The organism is Bacillus sp. ISL-51, assembly GCF_018613535.1.
GTDB lineage: Bacteria > Bacillota > Bacilli > Bacillales > Bacillaceae > Bacillus.
Genome location: NZ_JAGGQB010000011.1, coordinates 35,031 through 54,553, shown reverse-complemented (window position 1 = coordinate 54,553; position 19,523 = coordinate 35,031). Strand labels below are relative to the sequence as shown.

Below are 19,523 nucleotides of genomic sequence, written 5' to 3'. Positions count from 1 at the left end.
AAACGATTGACAGAAACGTTTGTTCGTATATACTGAGTGATATGAAAAGCGAACAAACATTCTTATTGGAGGTTGTTTTGATGGCTAAAGAATCTATCATATTTGTCGGTCTGTTCACTGCGATTTTAGGCGCTGCTATTTTACTTGTCTCTTGTGCAGGCAGCGATCAAGGGCTTAGCCAGTATGTTAAAATAAAAGTTCAGGACGGCGATACACTGTGGTCACTTGCGGATCATGTGGCTGAGAAGAAAAAGATTAATAAAGAGGATTTCATTGAGTGGGTGACGGAGAATAACCATCTCCAAACCGCTGATATAAAACCGGGAGACGAGCTGATTCTTCCTTTGAAGAAGGAGCATCCGGCCGCGTATCAGCTGGCAATCGTCAAATAGAGAGGACAGAGAGAAATGAAGGCGCTCATTTATGCCCGTGTAAGCACAAACAAAGAACAGCAGCAAACGTCTTTAAAAAGACAAGAAGAGGAGCTTAGTGAGATCGCAGCAGCAAACGGCATGGAAGTCGTAAAAGTCATTTCTGAAAAAGCCAGCGGTTATGAAATGGACCGTGACGGGGTATTTGAAATGCTGGATGAAATTAAAAAATCAGACATTGACGCGATATTGGTGCAGGACGAAACAAGGCTCGGCAGAGGAAATGCCAAAATCGCGCTTTTGCACTGTATCTATAGAGAAAACGTAAAAATTTATACGACAGCCCATAAAGGAGAACTTGAACTTTCAGAAGCCGATTCGATGGTGCTTGAAATAGTCAGTATTGTTGAGGAATATCAAAGAAAGATTCACAATATGAAAATCAGGCGCGGTATGAAAAGAGCGGTCAAAAACGGCTATAAACCTGAGCGGAACTTAAAAAACAGACATGAAAACAGCGGGAAAGAAAAGATAGAGGTCCCCGTTTCAGAAATTGTCCGGCTCAGAGCCAATAAGCTCACCTTTGCAGAGATCGCAGCCACCTTAAGAGGTTTCGGCTATGATGTGTCAAAAGCCACGGTTCACCGGCGCTTTCAGGAATATACACAGGACAAAGAGGAAAGCTGACGTGCATCAGTTGTAAAACACACCATGATTTAGTAGTATATAATCAACACGCACCAAAGGAGATTATTATGATTTCTAAAGAAAAAATTGCGAGAATTAACGAACTGGCTCAAAAAGCCAAGGCAAACACGATAACAGATGAGGAAAAAGCGGAACAGCAAAAGCTGCGCCAGGAGTATTTGAAAGGCTTCCGCTCTTCAATGAAAAATACATTAAAAAGCGTAAAAATCATTGATCCGGAAGGCAATGACGTCACTCCAGAAAAATTAAAAAGAGAACAAAAAAATAATAAACTTCATTAAAAAAGAAAGAATACGGCAATATCGTATTCTTTTTTCGTATATACTAATACCAGACCTTGCTTTACGACAAAATTCAACAAGTTTATCTCAAATTTAAGCTGAAAGAGTTGAGAAAAAGTCGGCATCACTTTATGATGAAAGGGTACAACAATAAGGAAGGGGATTATGATGGATACAATTGAAAAGAAATCAGTTGCCACCATACGTACACTATCTATAGACGCTATTGAAAAAGCAAATTCCGGACATCCGGGCATGCCGATGGGGGCTGCGCCGATGGCTTACACATTATGGACGAATTTTATGAATGTGAATCCGCAGAATCCGAGCTGGTTTAACCGAGACCGCTTTGTATTATCTGCTGGGCACGGTTCAATGCTTTTGTACAGCATGCTGCACTTGAGCGGATATGATCTCAGCATTGACGATCTCAAACAATTCCGCCAATGGGGAAGCAAAACACCGGGACATCCGGAGTTCGGACATACGGCAGGTGTAGACGCAACGACTGGGCCTCTTGGTCAGGGTATCGCTATGGCAGTCGGCATGGCGCTGGCTGAACGCCATTTGGCTGAAACATATAACCGTGATTCATTCAACGTGGTTGATCATTATACATACGGCATTTGCGGTGACGGCGATCTGATGGAAGGCATCTCTTCTGAAGCTGCTTCGCTTGCAGGCCATCTTCAATTAGGCCGGCTTATCGTACTATACGATTCTAATGACATTTCTTTAGACGGCGATTTAGACCGCTCTTTCTCTGAAAATGTCAAACAGCGTTTTGAAGCTATGAATTGGGAAGTCCTTTATGTAGAGGACGGAAACAATATTAACGAATTGACGGCGGCGATTGAAAAAGCGCGCCAAAATGATACAAAACCGACATTAATCGAAGTGAAAACAACAATCGGGTTCGGTTCTCCAAACCGTGCGGGCACATCAGGCGTTCACGGCGCTCCGCTAGGAAAAGAGGAGAGCAAGCTGACGAAAGAGGCATATGCTTGGACATTTGAAGAGGATTTCCATGTTCCAGAAGAAGTGTATGAGCATTTCCGTAAAGCTGTTAAAGAAGCCGGAGAGAAAAAAGAACAGGAATGGAATGAGCTGTTCTCCGCTTATCAAGAAAAATATCCTGAGCTTGCGGAAGAGCTGTCACTCGGCATCAAAGGCGAACTTCCGAAAGACTGGGATCAAGAGGTTCCGGTTTATGAAAAAGGAAGCAGCCTTGCTTCACGGGCGTCTTCTGGTGAGGTGCTGAACGGCATCGCTAAAAAAGTTCCTTTCTTTGTCGGGGGATCTGCGGATTTAGCAGGCTCAAACAAAACGACAATAAAAAATGCGGGAGACTGTACGGCAAAAGACTACTCCGGCAAAAACTTCTGGTTCGGTGTTCGTGAATTTGCCATGGGAGCAGCCTTAAACGGAATGGCTCTTCACGGCGGCCTTCGCGTCTTCGGCGGTACATTCTTTGTATTCTCCGATTATTTAAGACCGGCGATTCGTCTTGCTTCATTAATGGGACTCCCTGTGACATATGTTTTCACACATGACAGCATTGCAGTAGGTGAGGACGGTCCTACTCACGAACCGATTGAGCAGCTTGCTTCTTTACGAGCGCTTCCGAATCTTTCCGTTATCAGACCTGCTGACGGAAATGAGACTGCGGCTGCCTGGAAGCTCGCAGTTCAAAGCAAAGATCATCCGACGGCGCTTGTGCTGACACGTCAAAATCTGCCTACCATCGATCAGTCGGCTGATGAAGCGGCAGCAGGAGTAGAAAAAGGAGCGTATGTCGTATCTAAAGCTCAAACGGATTCACCGGATGCTCTTCTTTTAGCTACAGGATCTGAAGTCGGGCTTGCGATTGAAGCACAGGCGAAGCTTGCTGAAGAAAACATTCAAGTATCAGTTGTCAGCATGCCGAGCTGGGATCGTTTTGAAAAACAATCTGCAGAGTACAAAAACAGCGTGCTTCCGCCGAATGTGACAAAACGTCTTGCGATTGAAATGGGCTCTTCATTCGGATGGGGCAAATTCACCGGCCTTGACGGAGAGGTTCTCGGAATTGACCGCTTTGGCGCTTCCGCTCCGGGAGAAACAATTATGAAGGAATACGGTTTTACAGCAGAAAACGTGGCTGACCGCGTGAAGAAACTAGTAAACAAATAATGCTGACAAAAGAGGATGAGTCAAATCATTCTCTTTTTCATGTATATACGACAAAAATAGAAGGGGCGCCGTAACAGTAATAGACAATACTTTCTTTTCTTCTTTTGTATAATAGAGAGCAATAAATGAAGCGCTGTAAAAGGGGATGAGGAAATGGAACGTCATTACTATACGTACCTGATCAAGGATGAGTTTGCGAACCACTACTTCGGGCGGGAAACCGCTATGTTTGAGCTGTTTCAAGACTATCATTGGACGAATCTAACACCCCAGCAATATCAAATGATTGAAAAGCAAATTCAATATATAACAGAACCGATTCCGGTATTACATATGCATCAGCGCCTGCAGCTGCATTTAAATCGTGTGAGTTACAGCCGTTTGGATTCGATTTACCGACTGACTCTGCCGAAAGCAAAGGGCCATGCCTCTTTTATGATGAAAGAAAACTTGATTGAGATTGCGGCATCCGGAGATTATGAGGCAGAAACGATTTTCTTTGAGATTCTCCGTAAAATCAGTCCGTGCTTTCTTGCTATGGATTTTAGAACGCGGCGGTACGGGTGGTTAAATCCGGTCAAGGAAAGAAATTTTGTCTAAAACCGAGGAAAAAGAGATGTAAATGTTGTATAATAGCATTTGGTTTAGTACACTTTAAACTAGACAACATGAAGGAGGAAATAAAATGACTTTATGGGTTGGCATCCTAGTGGGCGTTGTGGCATTGCTCATAGGTGTTGCACTCGGGTTTTTTATTGCTCGTAAATATATGATGAGCTATTTGAAAAAGAATCCGCCTATTAATGAACAAATGTTACGCATGATGATGATGCAAATGGGAATGAAACCTTCTCAAAAGAAAATTAACCAAATGATGAAAGCCATGAATAATCAAACGAAATAATACGTAAAGATTATGATATAGAGAAACATGGTTATAAAATAAAAAACCCGGTGAGGGTTTTTTATTTTGGCATCATTTTTCACCCCATACTGCTGGCGTGCAGTTCCTTTTGATATTGTATGAGAAGGTGGTCTAGCTCCTGGCTGAGTTCTATCGTAATGTGAGATGTCATTCCGTTCGTCGTGACGATTTGAAGCAGCTCTGCCCGTTTCTTTTCAATTTCATTTAATAGATGCTCTCTAATCACAGGGATATATCCTTTCATACATAAATCTTTCATTGATTGTTATTATTATATCCACATTTATACTGTTTTTCAAATAAGAAGGAGTATAATGTCTCGATGTCAAATTAAATTATATAAGCTTTTTCTATAAAAAGTAATCCTTCGAGGAAAAGTGTTAAAAAAATGAAATGATTTTGTCATAACTTGAAAGGAGTGTGTCACGGTGAGTTTTAATTACTTTCTGACATTTGGAGCCGGTTTCCTGTCTTTCATTTCTCCATGCTGCCTGCCGCTGTATCCAGCTTTTTTGTCATATATAACGGGCGTCAGTATGGATGAGGTCAAAACAGAAAAAGTACTTTTACAAAAGCGCGGTTTGTTCCATACGCTTTGTTTTTTGCTTGGTTTCTCAGTGATTTTTATCGCATTGGGCTACGGAACCTCGTTTATCGGCAGTTTGTTTACGCATTATCATGAAGCCATCAGGCAGCTCGGCGCCATTTTGCTGATATTGTTCGGCCTGATTACAGCCGGTGTGTTCCAGCCAAAGATGATGATGAAAGAGCGGCGGATTCATTTTAAGCACCGGCCGGGAGGATTTGTCGGTTCCATTCTGATAGGGCTCGCTTTTGCTGCCGGCTGGTCGCCTTGCAGCGGGCCTATTTTAGGAGCTGTTTTTTCTTTGGCGGGTACAAATCCTTCTTCTGCAGTGCCGTACATGATTTTATATGTACTCGGGTTTGCCATTCCATTTCTTATTCTCTCTTTTTTTATTACAAGGATGAATTGGATTCGCAAACATCAGCTTCTTATGATGAGAGCAGGCGGTATTCTCATGATAGTGATCGGGGTTATGCTGTTTTTTAATTGGATGAGCTTTATCCTGATCATTCTGTCAAATCTTTTTGGAGGATTCACAGGACTGTAAGGAATAAATAACTTTTGAACTATTATATACCCTTTCGTTTTTGGTACAATAAGACTAGTTAATGTTGAATATCTGGAGGGGAATATGACACGAGTTTTAGTTGTAGATGACGCCAAGTTCATGAGGGTGAAAATCAGAGAAATCCTGGAATCGGCGAATTACATAGTAGCCGGAGAAGCAGCGGACGGCGAGGAAGCGTCGGCTCTGTATCAAAAACTCCGGCCCGACCTGGTGACAATGGACATTACCATGCCGGTGAAAAACGGCATCAAGGCGCTTAAAGATATTTTATCTTTTGATCCGAAAGCGAATGTCATCATGTGCACCGCGATGCGCCAGCAGCGGATCGTCCTGGAGGCGATTGAATTAGGCGCGAAAGACTTTATCGTCAAGCCGTTTGAGGAATCGAAAGTCCTGGAGGCCGTGGCCCGTGTAATGGGAGCCTAAACGTGTTTTCTTTTCAAATTGGTTTTTTTTATGTTTTTGGAGTATAGTATATAGTATCAAACTCCGTGCAAGCAAAGGAATGATAAATATGATGATTATAATTTCATCTGTTATTGCAGCGGCCATGGCAATTGCCGTGATGATTGTCAGGATTAAATCCTCCGACAAGCCAGCTTCACCGAAAAAAATTATTCTCCCGCCGATCTTTATGAGCACGGGAGCGCTTATGTTTTTTATTCCGTTCTTCAGAGTGACTGGCGAAGAGTTTTTGGAAGCCATTACATTAGGCGTCATTTTCTCTATTTTTCTAATAAAAACTTCTAAATTTGAAATTAAAAATAATGAAATCTACTTAAAGCGGTCAAAGGCGTTTGTCTTTATCCTGATCGGGTTATTGGTCATCAGAATTGCGATGAAATCCATTTTAAGCACGACGATTGATTACGGAGCTTTAAGCGGGATGTTTTGGATTTTAGCCTTCGGAATGATCGTGCCTTGGCGGATCGCCATGTTCGTTTCTTACCGCAAGCTTTCGAATGAGCTGAAGACTGCTGATATTCAGATGAATTAAAACCTTTCCGGCAGACGGAAAGGTTTTTTATTTGAGCAGAGCGCGGTAAGGCGTGAGGTCAATCTGTTTTTCACGAAGATGCTTTTTCAGAAATTGATGATCACGTTTAGGGGTTGCCAGTATATAACCTCTGATAATTAAGTCCTGGTTCATTTTTTCCGCTTCTTCTTGTAAAGAAAGTTCACCGATCTTTCCGGCGATTTTAGCTTTCGCGACGTCCCTGAACAGCTCTGGCACGGGAGCGACCAACTCATCCAAAAATGCTTTGTCGTGCGGACTCCATAAGTGTCTGCTTTTTTCAATGTAATAGTCCTGCCAATCCAGTTCTGACCGGCCGTCTTCTTTTGGTAAGCGTTTTAAAAATTTCCGAAACATAAAAAACCCGCCGATTGACAATAAACCGATCATCACGATGACCCAAAATAAAATAAACCACATAAACCAACCTGCCAGCATAGTTCTACCCGCCTCCTTACTTTAACCATATTGTATACGAAGTAAGAATAGAAGAACATGAAAAAAAGAATAGAAAAAAATGATAGACGTCTAGTCAAATGAATTGATAGATCATATTCTATTGTATAGTGATTCTGCTATTTGGCCATGGGAGACTCACTTTTGAGGGTATATGACAAAAACGAGCGGACAAAAAAGTCACTTTCATTGAGGGATGAAAGTGACTTTTTTATGTCTTATAGCGGGAATTGAAAGGAGAAAGAGGCGGGGGTCTCATTTGTTTCCTTATTCATGGAGACGGTCAAAATATGATTTGTGAAGTCTGTGTAAATATGTTTGTCATTCAAATAAAAGGGGAGCATCATTTGTTTTTTCAGCGTCCGTTCAGCAGATTTGACAGACAAAATGAATTCACAGCCTGAAAGCGTGACGGTCAACATCTGGATGGGCTGCAAAGCTGTCAGATCGGCTTCAATTATATATTGCTGACTTGTTTCATATAAATCAATCGGCAGTGTTTCGTCATACCAAGCATACGGATCCTCGTAAAATTGCCGCAGCCATTCTTCCATATCATCGAATTCTTCATCATTTTTTGAGTGGTTCATGGAAGCATACCTCCATATTAAAAACCTTGCTATAACGTATGCAAAAGGGGCAAATGGGTGAATGTAACAAAAAAACAGACACTAAGGTCTGTTTTACATATCGTGGCTTGAATTATGTTTTTGTCTAGTATGGTTGCGGTTTTTCACTTTTTTGCTTCCGCTTAATGGTTCCGGCTGGCCGGGATTCTGACCCTTCGGCGCATTTTTATGCATATCTTTGCTTGAGTTTTTATTCGTCATTAAAAAAGCCTCCTTTTAAGGTGTGACGGCTATTGGTTTGTTTTTCTTTTTTTGTTGTTCTGCCGCTGTTCTTCCGTCAGGACAAGCTGGTCATTTTCTATATAACCGGCGCCTTTTCCTTGGCTTTTCGCATCATTCATGCCGTTAATCACATGATTGGCTTTCCGTTTTACCATGATCATCACCTCATCATTAATATGGCTTTTTCCGGCGGTTAGTATGAGGGAAGAAACCGGACAAAATTTACCGAAAATATGCTGATAAGACGATCTTATTGTATTTAATAAAAACATTGATATTTACTTATGTATGATTTTATACTAAGATGAAATTGTGAGAAAATTGTGATGGAATGTAACATTCATCTAAAGAAAGATCTTGATCATTGAAGGGGGATTTTGGAGAATGACAAATCAGCAAAAAGTCGCAACACAAGACGTTTTCCAAGCGAAAAAAACATTTTCTTCTAACGGGAAAACATATCACTATTATTCATTAAAAGCATTGGAAGACGCAGGGGTCGGCAATGTTTCAAAACTTCCTTATTCTATTAGGGTTCTGCTGGAATCCGTTTTGCGTCAGGTAGACGGACGCGTGATTACAAAAGAACATGTCGAAAATTTAGCAAAATGGGGTACTGCTGAATTAAAAGACATTGACGTGCCTTTTAAACCGTCACGGGTCATTTTGCAAGACTTTACCGGCGTTCCTGCTGTGGTTGATCTGGCTTCTTTGAGAAAAGCGATGGCATCTGTCGGCGGAGACCCGGACAAAATCAATCCTGAAATCCCGGTTGACCTGGTGATTGACCACTCTGTGCAAGTAGACAAAGCGGGTACGGAAGACGCGTTAGCCATTAATATGGACTTAGAATTCGAAAGAAATGCAGAACGCTACAAATTTTTAAGCTGGGCAAAGAAAGCGTTTAATAATTATCAGGCTGTTCCGCCTGCAACAGGTATCGTGCATCAGGTAAACCTTGAGTTTTTAGCAAGTGTCGTTCATACGAAAGATGAAGACGGAGAACTTGTAACCTACCCTGACACACTCGTCGGTACAGACTCCCATACGACAATGATCAACGGTATCGGCGTTCTCGGCTGGGGTGTCGGCGGAATTGAGGCGGAAGCAGGAATGCTCGGCCAGCCTTCATATTTCCCAGTTCCTGAGGTAATCGGCGCGAAACTTGTCGGAAAACTGCCGAACGGAACAACAGCGACTGACTTAGCGCTGAAAGTTACTCAGGTGCTTCGTGAAAAAGGCGTTGTAAATAAATTCGTTGAATTTTTCGGACCGGGCGTCGCTGAACTTCCGCTTGCTGATCGGGCTACAATCGCCAATATGGCGCCGGAATACGGGGCGACATGCGGATTCTTCCCGGTTGATGACGAAGCGCTTGCTTACTTGCGCCTGACAGGCCGTGACGAAGAGCAAATCGACGTTGTAGAAGCATATTGCCGCAATAACGGATTATTCTTTACTCCTGATGCAGAAGAGCCTAGCTTCACAGACATCGTGGAAATCGATTTGTCAAAAATTGAAGCGAACTTATCAGGTCCGAAACGTCCGCAAGATTTAATTCCGCTATCTGTGATGCAGGAAACATTTAAAAAGCATCTCGTAAGCCCTGCCGGCAACCAAGGATTCGGACTGGAAGCTGCAGAAGCTAATAAAGAAATCTCTTTCAAGTTGCTTAACGGCGAAGAAACAGTGATGAAAACGGGGGCAATTGCGATCGCAGCCATTACAAGCTGTACGAATACGTCAAACCCTTACGTGTTAATCGGCGCCGGACTCGTTGCGAAAAAAGCGGTTGAATTAGGTCTGAAAGTGCCAAATTACGTTAAAACATCGCTTGCTCCGGGATCAAAGGTTGTTACAGGTTACTTAGTAAACTCAGGGCTTCTTCCTTACATGAAAGAGCTCGGCTTTAACCTTGTCGGATACGGCTGTACGACATGTATCGGAAACTCAGGCCCGCTTTCTCCTGAAATTGAAGAAGCAGTAGCTGAAAATGACCTTTTGATCACTTCTGTTCTTTCAGGAAACCGTAACTTTGAAGGCCGGATTCATCCGCTTGTCAAAGGAAACTACCTTGCTTCTCCGCCGCTTGTTGTAGCATACGCATTAGCGGGAACAGTTAACATTAACTTAAAAAGTGATCCGATCGGTGTCGGAAAAGACGGACAAAACGTTTACTTCGATGACATCTGGCCGTCAATGGATGAAATCAATTCACTTGTTAAACAAACGGTTACTCCTGAATTGTTCCGTAAAGAATATGAAACCGTATTTGACGACAACCAGCGCTGGAATGAAATCGAAACAACGGACGAAGCATTGTATAAATGGGATAATGATTCCACTTACATTCAAAATCCGCCGTTCTTTGAAGAAATGTCTGTAGAGCCTGGAAAAGTGGAGCCGTTAAGAGCCCTTCGCGTAGTCGGTAAATTCGGCGACTCTGTTACGACAGACCACATTTCTCCGGCCGGAGCGATCGGCAAAGATACACCAGCTGGTAAATACCTGCAGGAAAAAGGCGTTTCACCTCGTGACTTTAACTCCTACGGTTCACGCCGCGGAAACCATGAAGTCATGATGAGAGGAACATTTGCAAATATCCGTATTAAAAACCAAATCGCGCCGGGCACAGAAGGCGGCTACACGACATATTGGCCTACTGGTGAAGTGACATCCATTTATGACGCTTGTATGCGATATAAAGACGACAAAACAGGTCTTGTCGTCCTTGCGGGTAAAGACTATGGTATGGGTTCTTCGCGTGACTGGGCGGCAAAAGGAACAAACCTGCTCGGAATTAGAACCGTTATTGCCGAAAGCTTTGAAAGAATTCACAGAAGCAACCTCGTCTTTATGGGTGTGCTGCCGCTTCAATTTAAACAAGGTGAAAGCGCGGATACACTCGGCTTAACCGGAAAAGAAGTCATTGAGGTGGATGTGGATGAATCAGTTCGTCCTCGCGACTTGCTGACAGTCAGAGCGACTAGTGAAGATGGCACAGTCAAAACATTCGAAGTTATCGTCCGCTTTGACAGTGAAGTGGAAATTGATTACTATCGCCATGGCGGCATTTTACAAATGGTGCTTCGCGATAAAATGAAACAGTAGTATAAACAGAAGAGAGAAAGCAATACTGCTTTCTCTTCTTTTTATGCGGGGGTATGTGCGATGCTCATGAAATGGATTGCTGGAATTTTTCTTGTCGGATTAGCAGCGTACGCGGGCTGGAATATATATGCCGTACAAAAAAGCCCAAAAGAAGGCATTGAAGAAGGGATGAAGGCGCCTGACTTTACGCTTGAAACACTGTCAGGGGAAAACACCTCATTGTCTGACTATAAAGGAAAAAAAGTGCTCCTGAATTTTTGGGCGACGTGGTGTAAGCCATGCCGTCAAGAAATGCCAGATATGCAAGAACTGCAAAAGGAATATCCTGATGTTGCGGTAGTGGCCGTGAATTTTACGTCCTCCGAAAAAAACAGTCAAACCGTGAAGTCGTTTGCCGGCACATACCATTTAACCTTTCCTATCCTGATTGACAAAATCGGAGTGAACGCGGATTTTAACGTACTGTCTTACCCAACAACGTACATACTTGATGAAAACGGCACCATTAAGCATATCCGTGTCGGGACAATGACAAAAAAAGAAATGAAACAAAAACTGGATCTCAAGTAGAGATTCAGTTTTTTTATGCTGAAAGGCTTATCATTTAAAAAATTGGAAAAAATGAAAGAAAACACGGAGGTGAGAAGATTGAAAAAAATGAGAAAACGCTCTTTTCATGAATTGGTTATGGAAAATAAGCGTGAATTGATGACCAACACGGAATACTTGAATCAGCTAGAGGAAAAGCTGGAGCAGCGGTTCAAACAAAAATAACCTTTAATTTGCAGTCATGTTTGCTCCTCCTTTTGCGAAATATACTCTTAAGGAGGGATGAACATGGGTATAAACAAGAAAGACGGCCAGCCGCAATACGCTCCCAGCCATTTAGGGACAAAGCCTGTTAAGTATAAACGCAACAAAGGGGAAAAGTTTCATGACAAATCAAACGGACATCCGATTGTCATGCAAACAAAGGGCGAATAACACGATAAAAGGAGAACAGACAATATGACGAATCAATACCGAAAACCAAATCCTGATGACCGTTCTGACAACGTTGAAAAACTGCAGGATATGGTGCAAAATACAATTGAAAATATAGAAGAATCAAAAGAATCAATGGAATTCGCGACCGAAGAAGAAAAACAGCGGATTCAGGAAAAAAACGCCAGACGAAATGAAAGCATTGAATCTTTTCGCAATGAAATTCAAGATGAATCCGCTGCGAGAGAAAATGGATACAAGTCATAAAAACCAGGGAAACCTGGTTTTTTCTCTTTCCTTCATGTTGTGATAAAATAGGGCTAATCTGAATGATAAGGGAGCAGAGAACGTTGCATGTGTCAAAAAAAGAAATAGAAGTGCGTTACGCGGAAACAGATCAAATGGGAATTGTGTATCATGCCAACTACTTAATCTGGATGGAAGTCGGCAGAACGGCATTAATTAAAGACCTCGGTTTTTTATACAGTGACATGGAGGAAAGAGGGGTTCTTTCACCGGTCGTGGACATTAACATTTCTTATAAAAAACCGCTCCGTTACGGTGAAACGGCTGCCGTACATACGTGGATTGAGGAATATAACGGTTTTAAAACCGTGTACGGCTATCACATTTATAACCCGCAAAATGAACTTGCGATCGAAGCGTCATCTTCTCATATCTGTGTCGATAAACAAAGCTTCAAGCCGATTCAGTTCCGTAAGGCTTTTCCTGATTGGCATGCCGCTTACGAAAAGGCAAAAAAATAAGGAGCGGCTGAAAATGGCATTTGGGATTACACGCAGTGAACTGGAACGGTGGAAAGAAGCTGTTTCCAGAGGAGAGATCGCTTTTTTAACGCATTATTGGCTGGATGACCGCTTTCCGGACGCAAAAACCGTGACGAAGGTCGGTTCAAGCGACATTGATAAACTGATCAGCTGGGGAGCGGAATACGGGCTGAAACCGGAATGGATTCACCGAAAAGATGAATATCCGCATTTTGATCTGCTTGGAGAGACGCAAAAGAGCATTTTAGAGGAAGAACATCTGACAGAGCATCTGACTCGATTCCGGCTATAAAAAAGAACGCATATCGCATGCGTTCTTTTTTCTTTATTGGTAATCAAATACCGGCTCTTCTGACTGATCAGAGTACGTGACGGATAAATCGTGGTTATCAAAGTACCATAAGTCACTTTCTTCAATGAAGAAGGTGATGCCTCCGATTTCCGTACTGATCCCGATGCTCTGCGGTTCATCTTTTGAAACACCGAGGGAAAAGCCTTTTTGTACACTGCTGCAGCCGCCGTAGCGTACAAAGAAACGCACCTGATCGCCGCTTTCTAAATCAAGCTCTTCTTTGTACCAATTCAGCGCGTCTTCGTTAATTTTCATGTTCATGCCGAACACTCCTTTTTTTGTAACTCACAAAGAAATTATCTCTATTATAAACGCATATGGCTTTTCGCTGTCAAAAATGAAGTTTTATCAAAACCATTTGATTTTCGGTTCTGTTTTGTTAATAATTCTTTTAATGTTTGCTCTGTGCCTGTAGATGACAAACGCGGTTAAAAGCGTCACCACGATTAATAAATAAGGATCTTTTACAAACAGACAATAAATAATCGTATAAATCCCTGTTAACATTGAAGACAGAGAAACAAATTTTGTAAGGTATAAAAATATGAAAAACACAGCAACCATCGTGACGAATAACAGGGGTGCATAAAACAGCAGAACGCCCGCTGAAGTGGCTACGGCTTTTCCTCCTTTAAATTTTGCAAACACGGGAAACACATGGCCGATAACTGCTGCGACACCGGCAAGAAGCGGATGGATGGGAATGTGCAGTAAATAAGGCAGTGCTGCGGCAAGTGTGCCCTTTAAAATATCGGCTGCAATAACAATTGATCCCGCTTTTACGCCAAGCGTGCGAAAAGCGTTAGTCGCACCCAAATTGCCGCTTCCATGTTCTCTAATATCAATCCCTTTAGCAAGTTTGCCGACGACTAAACCTGACGGGATGCTGCCTATCAAATAAGCCAAAATAATCAATAAAGCAATCAACATCTACATTTCTCCTTTTCAATGTCCCTTCACTTTATTTTAACACGAGTTGTCTCCGTCTGATGACAAGTTTTTTGAGAATTAAGCTGGCAAACCTCATTTTTTGATTCCGGCTCCCCCGTCATGTAAAATAAATGAAAAGGAGATGGTATAGATGCAAAACCCTTCAAAATCGGAGATTAAAAACATTCTCGACCGAAGTAAACGGATTGCAGTCGTCGGACTTTCAGATCGGCCCGACAGAACTTCTTACATGGTTTCTAAAGCGATGCAGGAGGATGGATACGAGATTATTCCTGTCAATCCGGCGATTGATGAAGCCCTTGGCGTCAAAGCCGTCGCTTCATTGAAAGATGTAGAAGGGCCGATTGATATTGTAAACGTGTTCAGACGTTCCGAACAGCTGCCGGGCGTCGCTGAAGAATTTTTGCAAACAGACGCTCCTGTGTTTTGGGCGCAGCAAGGACTGGCAAATGAAGAAGCTTATGACATGATTAAAGACAAAGGACGTACGGCAATTATGGATTTATGCATAAAAGTCGCCCGCGCTGTTACAAAATAGAGACAAAAAAGGCAAAGATCCTTGGCTGTTCAGGGGTTTTTGCTTTTTTATTTTAAGAATACTATTTGCGTATTATGGTGAAACAGATACAATAAAGCTTGAACAGCTTTTTTAGCAGCCCTTTCCATACAGGGGTTTTACAGTCTGTTTGCGATGGCGGGCATAAATCGATATAATAGAAACCGAACTCATGTTCTACATTACCAAAAAGGGCACCAAAAAGATGAAAAGATATTCGAATGTATGTCTTGCGGCCTAAAAAATAAGCCATTCGCTCAAAAATGTTGCGAAATCAAGCATATTGGTTATAATTGTGAGTCCGAGGAGAATTGGACCGAAGCTTGCGCATACTTAAAACAAAGACATGAAACATGAAAAAAAGAATGATTAAGCAGGTTTTTTGAAAGGGGTTTGTACGTTTGGCTAGAAAACAGCAATTTGATTACAACGAAGATGCCATACAGGTGCTTGAAGGCCTGGAAGCCGTCAGAAAAAGACCGGGTATGTACATCGGTTCGACTGACGCACGCGGCTTGCACCATCTGGTGTATGAGATCGTCGATAATTCCGTCGACGAAGTTCTCGCCGGATACGGAGATCATATTATCGTTACTATACATAAGGACAACAGCATCTCCGTACAAGACAGAGGACGCGGAATGCCGACCGGTATGCACAAACTCGGGAAACCGACTCCGGAAGTCATTTTCACCGTGCTCCACGCCGGAGGGAAATTCGGCCAGGGCGGCTATAAAACGAGCGGAGGCCTGCACGGAGTCGGCGCATCAGTCGTAAACGCTTTATCGGAGTGGCTGACCGTTACAATTGAGCGGGACGGCTTTGTCTATAAACAGCGGTTTGAAAACGGCGGTAAGCCGGCGACTTCACTCGAAAAAGTCGGTACGACCAAAAAAACGGGTACCCTCACGCATTTTAAACCAGATCCGTCGATGTTCAGCGCAACGGTTTATAATTTTGATACGCTTTCAGAACGTCTGCGCGAATCTGCCTTCTTATTAAAAGGCTTGAAAATAGAGCTCATTGATGAACGGAATCAAATGAAGGAAGTATTTTATTACGAGAACGGAATTGAAGCGTTTGTCGCTTACTTAAATGAGGAAAAAGATGCTTTATGCGAAGTGGTTTCCTTTGAAGGTGAGCACCATGACATTGAAGTGGACTTTGCGTTCCAATTTAATGACGGATACTCCGAAAATATCCTGTCATTCGTCAATAACGTCAGAACAAAAGACGGCGGGACTCACGAGTCGGGAGCTAAAACGGCAATGACGAGGGCGTTTAATGAGTATGCCAGAAAAGTGGCGCTTTTAAAAGAAAAAGACAAAAACCTTGAAGGCACGGATATCAGAGAAGGATTATCTGCGATCATTTCCGTCCGTATCCCTGAAGAACTCCTGCAATTTGAAGGTCAGACAAAAGGAAAACTGGGCACAAGTGAGGCAAGATCTGCCGTAGACGCCGTCATTTCAGAAAAGCTTGCTTATTTCTTAGAGGAAAACCGTGACACGGCGACTCTGCTTGTCAAAAAAGCGATCAAAGCAAGCCAGGCGCGTGAAGCAGCCCGTAAAGCAAGAGAAGAAGCAAGAAGCGGCAAAAAGCGCAAAAAATCAGAAGCGACATTAAGCGGAAAGCTCACTCCCGCAGGCTCCAGAAATCCGGCCAAAAATGAATTGTATCTCGTAGAGGGGGATTCTGCCGGAGGATCTGCAAAGCAGGGAAGAGACCGGAGATTCCAAGCCGTTCTGCCGCTTCGCGGAAAGGTCATTAACACAGAAAAAGCAAAGCTTGCCGATATCTTCAAAAATGAAGAAATCAACACGATCATTCATGCGATCGGCGGAGGAGTGGGAGCGGATTTTGAGGTAGAGGATATTAACTACGACAAAATCGTCATTATGACAGATGCTGATACTGACGGCGCTCACATCCAAGTGCTGCTGTTAACGTTCTTCTATCGCTATATGAAACCTTTGATTGAACACGGAAAGGTATTCATCGCCTTGCCGCCTCTTTACAAAGTCAGCAAAGGAAGCGGCAAAAAAGAGATCATTGAATATGCCTGGTCCGATGAAGAAATGGACAGCGTGTTAAAAAAGGTCGGCAAAGGCTATACGATCCAGCGCTATAAAGGCCTTGGAGAAATGAATGCAGATCAGCTCTGGGAGACGACAATGAACCCTGAGTCACGAACGCTTGTAAGAGTCAAAATTGATGATGCAGCCCGCGTAGAGCGCCGGGTAACGACATTAATGGGAGACAAAGTAGAACCGAGAAGAAAATGGATTGAAAAGAATGTTGCCTTTGGATTAGATGAGGAAAGCAATATTTTGGAAAATGAAAACTTATCGGTCGCTGAGGAGGTTTAATAGTGGCACAGCCAGAATTATTTCATGATTTACCGTTAGAAGAGGTAATCGGCGACCGTTTCGGACGCTACAGTAAATATATTATTCAAGATCGGGCGCTGCCTGATGCACGAGACGGTTTAAAGCCGGTGCAGCGCAGAATTTTATACGCCATGCACGCAGACGGAAATACGTTTGATAAAAATTTCCGGAAAGCGGCCAAAACGGTCGGGAATGTAATCGGTAACTATCATCCGCACGGGGACAGCTCCGTATATGAAGCAATGGTGCGGATGAGCCAAGATTGGAAAGTCAGAAATGTGCTGATAGAAATGCACGGAAACAACGGGAGCATTGACGGTGACCCGCCCGCTGCCATGCGTTATACAGAAGCAAGATTATCTGCCATCGCGTCTGAGCTCTTGCGGGACATTGATAAAAATACGGTGGAATTCGTTCCGAACTTTGATGATACAAGTAAGGAGCCGGTCGTCCTGCCGGCTATGTTCCCTAATTTATTGGTCAACGGATCGACCGGAATTTCGGCGGGCTATGCCACTGATATTCCGCCCCATCATTTAGGCGAAGTCATTGATGCCGTCATTAAACGGATTGAATCGCCCGATTGCACTGTTGATGACTTAATGGGCGTCATCAAAGGACCTGATTTTCCGACAGGAGGCATCATTCAAGGGGTAGACGGTATTCGGAAAGCCTATGAAACGGGTAAAGGGAAAATCATGATTCGCGGCAAAGCGGAAGTGGAAACCATCAGAGGCGGCCGTGAGCAGATCGTTATCACCGAAATTCCGTTTGAAGTAAACAAAGCCAACCTTGTGAAGAAAATGGACGAATACCGGATTGATAAAAAAGTCGAGGGCATATCAGAGGTGCGTGATGAAACAGACCGCACGGGCCTTCGGGTAGTCGTTGAATTAAAGAAAGAAGCAGATGCGAAGGGCATTCTGAATTTCTTATACAAAAATACTGATTTGCAAACGGCGTATAACTTTAATATGGTTGCCATTCATAACCGCCGGCCGATGCTGATGAGCCTCCCAGCCATTTTGGACGCGTATATTGCCCACCAGAAGGAAGTGGTGACAAACCGCTCCATTTTCGAACTGCAAAAGGCGAAAGAAAGACATCATATCGTTGAAGGCTTGATGAAGGCCCTGTCAGTTTTAGATGAAGTCATTGCCGTCATCCGTGCCAGCAATGATAAGCGGGACGCGAAACACAATTTAATCTCAAAATTCGCTTTCACCGAGCCTCAGGCAGAGGCCATTGTTTCTTTGCAGCTGTACCGTCTGACAAACACTGATATTACAGCGTTAAAAGTAGAAGCGGAAGAGCTCAGCCGGAAAATCGATGAGCTTGAAGCCATTTTAAACAATGACAAAAAACTGTTAAAAGTTATTACGGGCAGTTTAAAGAAACTGAAAAAAACCTATGCCGACAGCAGGCGGTCAGTGATTGAGGAAAAAATTGAGGAAATTAAAATAAATCTTGAGGTCATGGTCGCATCAGAAGACGTGTATGTCACGGTCACTAAAGACGGTTATGTGAAGCGAACAAGCCAGCGTTCGTTTGCCGCTTCTAACGGCCAGGATTTCGGAATGAAGGATACAGACAGGCTTATTCATCAATTTGAGATGAATACAACAGATGTCCTGCTGCTGTTTACCAATAAGGGAAGTTATGTGTATTGTCCCGTTCACCAGCTTCCTGATATCAGATGGAAAGACATGGGGCAGCATGTGACAAATCTCATCACAATTGACCGGGATGAAACGATCGTGAAAGCCATTCCGGTGAAAGAGTTTGATCCATCCTCATACTTATTGTTTTTCACAAAAAACGGGATGGTGAAAAAGACCGAGCTGACACATTACAAAGCGCAGCGGTATTCGAAAGCGCTTGTAGCCCTGAACCTTAAAGGGGAAGATGAGCTGATCGACGTCCATGTTACAAATGGAGAGTGTCAGCTGTTTATCGCGACCCGCCTCGGATACGGCTTATGGTTTGGCGAAGATGAAGTAAATGTGGTCGGAGCGCGGGCGGCCGGCGTAAAGGGAATTAATTTAAAGGACGGCGATGCTGTTGTATCAGGCCAGATTCTTCACGAGACAGATTCGCTTGTGCTTGTCACACAGCGCGGAGCCGTTAAACGAATGAATCTTTCTGAATTTGATAAAACATCCAGAGCAAAACGCGGGGTCATCATGCTCCGCGAGCTCAAAAAGAATCCGCATCGTGTAACGGGATTATTCGCATGTCCCCAGTCTGACAGAATCATACTGGAAACAGAAAAAGGCGAGAGAAGCGAAGTCGCCGTTCAGTCATTAAGGGCAAACGACAGATACAGCAACGGTTCCTTCTTTATTGATGAAGATGAGTCAGGGCCGGTAACAGATGTATGGCGTGCAGAGTCATCTGAAGTTTAAGAATAAAAATAAAATACCCCCGCTCAATTTTACTTGAGCGGGGGTTTTACAAT

26 protein-coding genes are annotated in these 19,523 nt (G+C 43.2%); 19 read left to right on the top strand and 7 right to left on the bottom strand.

What is annotated here, in order from left to right:
• Nucleotides 1–80: 80 nt before the first annotated feature.
• The 6 genes from yneA (at nt 81) to J7E26_RS14545 (ending at nt 4,436) form a co-directional block, all read left to right on the top strand.
• Nucleotides 81–392, top strand: a complete 312-nt coding sequence (gene yneA / locus J7E26_RS14570; RefSeq protein WP_214799059.1) for a cell division suppressor protein YneA — start codon at nt 81–83, stop codon at nt 390–392.
• 15 nt (nt 393–407) lie between these two features.
• Nucleotides 408–1,058, top strand: coding sequence for a YneB family resolvase-like protein (locus J7E26_RS14565; RefSeq protein WP_214799056.1), 651 nt, complete (start codon nt 408–410; stop codon nt 1,056–1,058).
• 68 nt (nt 1,059–1,126) lie between these two features.
• Nucleotides 1,127–1,360, top strand: a complete 234-nt coding sequence (locus J7E26_RS14560; RefSeq protein WP_214799054.1) for a DUF896 domain-containing protein — start codon at nt 1,127–1,129, stop codon at nt 1,358–1,360.
• Nucleotides 1,361–1,528: 168 nt separating this feature from the next.
• Nucleotides 1,529–3,532: a transketolase gene (gene tkt, locus J7E26_RS14555; RefSeq protein WP_214799052.1), complete on the top strand. Its 2,004-nt coding sequence runs from the start codon at nt 1,529–1,531 to the stop codon at nt 3,530–3,532.
• Between the two features lie 153 nt (nt 3,533–3,685).
• Nucleotides 3,686–4,132, top strand: a complete 447-nt coding sequence (gene sirA / locus J7E26_RS14550; protein ID WP_214799050.1) for a sporulation inhibitor of replication protein SirA — start codon at nt 3,686–3,688, stop codon at nt 4,130–4,132.
• An 85-nt stretch (nt 4,133–4,217) separates the two neighbouring features.
• Complete coding sequence (locus J7E26_RS14545) at nt 4,218–4,436, top strand: YneF family protein (protein WP_003221221.1); 219 nt, start codon at nt 4,218–4,220, stop codon at nt 4,434–4,436.
• A 79-nt stretch (nt 4,437–4,515) separates the two neighbouring features.
• Here J7E26_RS14545 and J7E26_RS14540 read toward each other — a convergent pair whose 3' ends face one another.
• Entirely contained in the window at nt 4,516–4,683 is a 168-nt protein-coding gene (locus J7E26_RS14540) for an aspartyl-phosphate phosphatase Spo0E family protein (RefSeq protein WP_214799048.1), read from the bottom strand.
• A 202-nt stretch (nt 4,684–4,885) separates the two neighbouring features.
• On the opposite strand from J7E26_RS14540, the gene J7E26_RS14535 reads away from it, so the two are divergent.
• From J7E26_RS14535 to J7E26_RS14525, 3 genes are all read left to right on the top strand, one after another.
• The gene (locus J7E26_RS14535) at nt 4,886–5,590 is read left to right on the top strand and encodes a cytochrome c biogenesis protein CcdA (RefSeq protein WP_214799046.1); all 705 of its coding nucleotides are present in this window, start codon (nt 4,886–4,888) and stop codon (nt 5,588–5,590) included.
• Nucleotides 5,591–5,674: 84 nt separating this feature from the next.
• Nucleotides 5,675–6,037 (top strand): response regulator, encoded by a 363-nt coding sequence (locus tag J7E26_RS14530; RefSeq protein ID WP_214799043.1) that lies wholly within the window; start codon nt 5,675–5,677, stop codon nt 6,035–6,037.
• A gap of 79 nt (nt 6,038–6,116) precedes the next feature.
• Nucleotides 6,117–6,608 (top strand): CcdC family protein, encoded by a 492-nt coding sequence (locus J7E26_RS14525; RefSeq protein ID WP_156476313.1) that lies wholly within the window; start codon nt 6,117–6,119, stop codon nt 6,606–6,608.
• A 27-nt stretch (nt 6,609–6,635) separates the two neighbouring features.
• Here the strand turns inward: J7E26_RS14525 and J7E26_RS14520 are convergent, their stop codons facing one another.
• From J7E26_RS14520 to sspO, 4 genes are all read right to left on the bottom strand, one after another.
• Entirely contained in the window at nt 6,636–7,064 is a 429-nt protein-coding gene (locus tag J7E26_RS14520; RefSeq protein WP_214799041.1) for a DUF2621 domain-containing protein, read from the bottom strand.
• A 236-nt stretch (nt 7,065–7,300) separates the two neighbouring features.
• On the bottom strand, nt 7,301–7,672 hold the full coding sequence (locus tag J7E26_RS14515; protein WP_214799039.1) for an Hsp20/alpha crystallin family protein: 372 nt from the start codon (nt 7,670–7,672) through the stop codon (nt 7,301–7,303).
• 93 nt (nt 7,673–7,765) lie between these two features.
• Complete coding sequence (locus tag J7E26_RS14510; protein ID WP_061528808.1) at nt 7,766–7,912, bottom strand: small acid-soluble spore protein P; 147 nt, start codon at nt 7,910–7,912, stop codon at nt 7,766–7,768.
• 29 nt (nt 7,913–7,941) lie between these two features.
• The gene (gene sspO / locus J7E26_RS14505) at nt 7,942–8,088 is read right to left on the bottom strand and encodes an acid-soluble spore protein SspO (protein WP_061521226.1); all 147 of its coding nucleotides are present in this window, start codon (nt 8,086–8,088) and stop codon (nt 7,942–7,944) included.
• Nucleotides 8,089–8,317: 229 nt separating this feature from the next.
• Between sspO and acnA the strand changes: the two genes are divergently transcribed.
• The 7 genes from acnA (at nt 8,318) to J7E26_RS14470 (ending at nt 13,108) form a co-directional block, all read left to right on the top strand.
• Complete coding sequence (acnA, locus tag J7E26_RS14500) at nt 8,318–11,044, top strand: aconitate hydratase AcnA (protein WP_214799037.1); 2,727 nt, start codon at nt 8,318–8,320, stop codon at nt 11,042–11,044.
• Nucleotides 11,045–11,104: 60 nt separating this feature from the next.
• Nucleotides 11,105–11,614, top strand: a complete 510-nt coding sequence (locus J7E26_RS14495) for a redoxin domain-containing protein (protein ID WP_214799035.1) — start codon at nt 11,105–11,107, stop codon at nt 11,612–11,614.
• Nucleotides 11,615–11,692: 78 nt separating this feature from the next.
• On the top strand, nt 11,693–11,818 hold the full coding sequence (locus J7E26_RS14490; protein ID WP_012117651.1) for an FbpB family small basic protein: 126 nt from the start codon (nt 11,693–11,695) through the stop codon (nt 11,816–11,818).
• Between the two features lie 63 nt (nt 11,819–11,881).
• Nucleotides 11,882–12,028 carry an acid-soluble spore protein N gene (locus tag J7E26_RS14485; protein WP_003153977.1) on the top strand — a complete coding sequence of 49 codons (147 nt, stop codon included), beginning with the start codon at nt 11,882–11,884 and terminating at the stop codon, nt 12,026–12,028.
• Nucleotides 12,029–12,052: 24 nt separating this feature from the next.
• Nucleotides 12,053–12,295, top strand: a complete 243-nt coding sequence (gene tlp / locus J7E26_RS14480) for a small acid-soluble spore protein Tlp (RefSeq protein ID WP_214799033.1) — start codon at nt 12,053–12,055, stop codon at nt 12,293–12,295.
• A gap of 83 nt (nt 12,296–12,378) precedes the next feature.
• Entirely contained in the window at nt 12,379–12,795 is a 417-nt protein-coding gene (locus J7E26_RS14475) for a YbgC/FadM family acyl-CoA thioesterase (protein ID WP_061521221.1), read from the top strand.
• A 13-nt stretch (nt 12,796–12,808) separates the two neighbouring features.
• Complete coding sequence (locus J7E26_RS14470) at nt 12,809–13,108, top strand: hypothetical protein (protein ID WP_214799031.1); 300 nt, start codon at nt 12,809–12,811, stop codon at nt 13,106–13,108.
• 33 nt (nt 13,109–13,141) lie between these two features.
• On the opposite strand, the gene J7E26_RS14465 is transcribed toward J7E26_RS14470, so the two are convergent.
• Nucleotides 13,142–13,429: a HesB/YadR/YfhF family protein gene (locus J7E26_RS14465; protein WP_214799029.1), complete on the bottom strand. Its 288-nt coding sequence runs from the start codon at nt 13,427–13,429 to the stop codon at nt 13,142–13,144.
• 87 nt (nt 13,430–13,516) lie between these two features.
• Nucleotides 13,517–14,098, bottom strand: coding sequence for a glycerol-3-phosphate 1-O-acyltransferase PlsY (plsY, locus tag J7E26_RS14460; RefSeq protein ID WP_061521218.1), 582 nt, complete (start codon nt 14,096–14,098; stop codon nt 13,517–13,519).
• Nucleotides 14,099–14,249: 151 nt separating this feature from the next.
• Here plsY and J7E26_RS14455 point away from each other — a divergent pair, with 151 nt between their 5' ends.
• The 3 genes from J7E26_RS14455 to parC all read left to right on the top strand — a co-directional run bounded on the left by J7E26_RS14455 (nt 14,250) and on the right by parC (nt 19,470).
• Nucleotides 14,250–14,657: a CoA-binding protein gene (locus J7E26_RS14455; protein ID WP_214799027.1), complete on the top strand. Its 408-nt coding sequence runs from the start codon at nt 14,250–14,252 to the stop codon at nt 14,655–14,657.
• A 419-nt stretch (nt 14,658–15,076) separates the two neighbouring features.
• A complete protein-coding gene (parE, locus tag J7E26_RS14450; RefSeq protein ID WP_214799025.1) occupies nt 15,077–17,044 on the top strand; it encodes a DNA topoisomerase IV subunit B in 1,968 nt (655 codons plus the stop codon).
• A 2-nt stretch (nt 17,045–17,046) separates the two neighbouring features.
• Complete coding sequence (gene parC / locus J7E26_RS14445; protein WP_214799023.1) at nt 17,047–19,470, top strand: DNA topoisomerase IV subunit A; 2,424 nt, start codon at nt 17,047–17,049, stop codon at nt 19,468–19,470.
• Nucleotides 19,471–19,523: the final 53 nt, after the last annotated feature.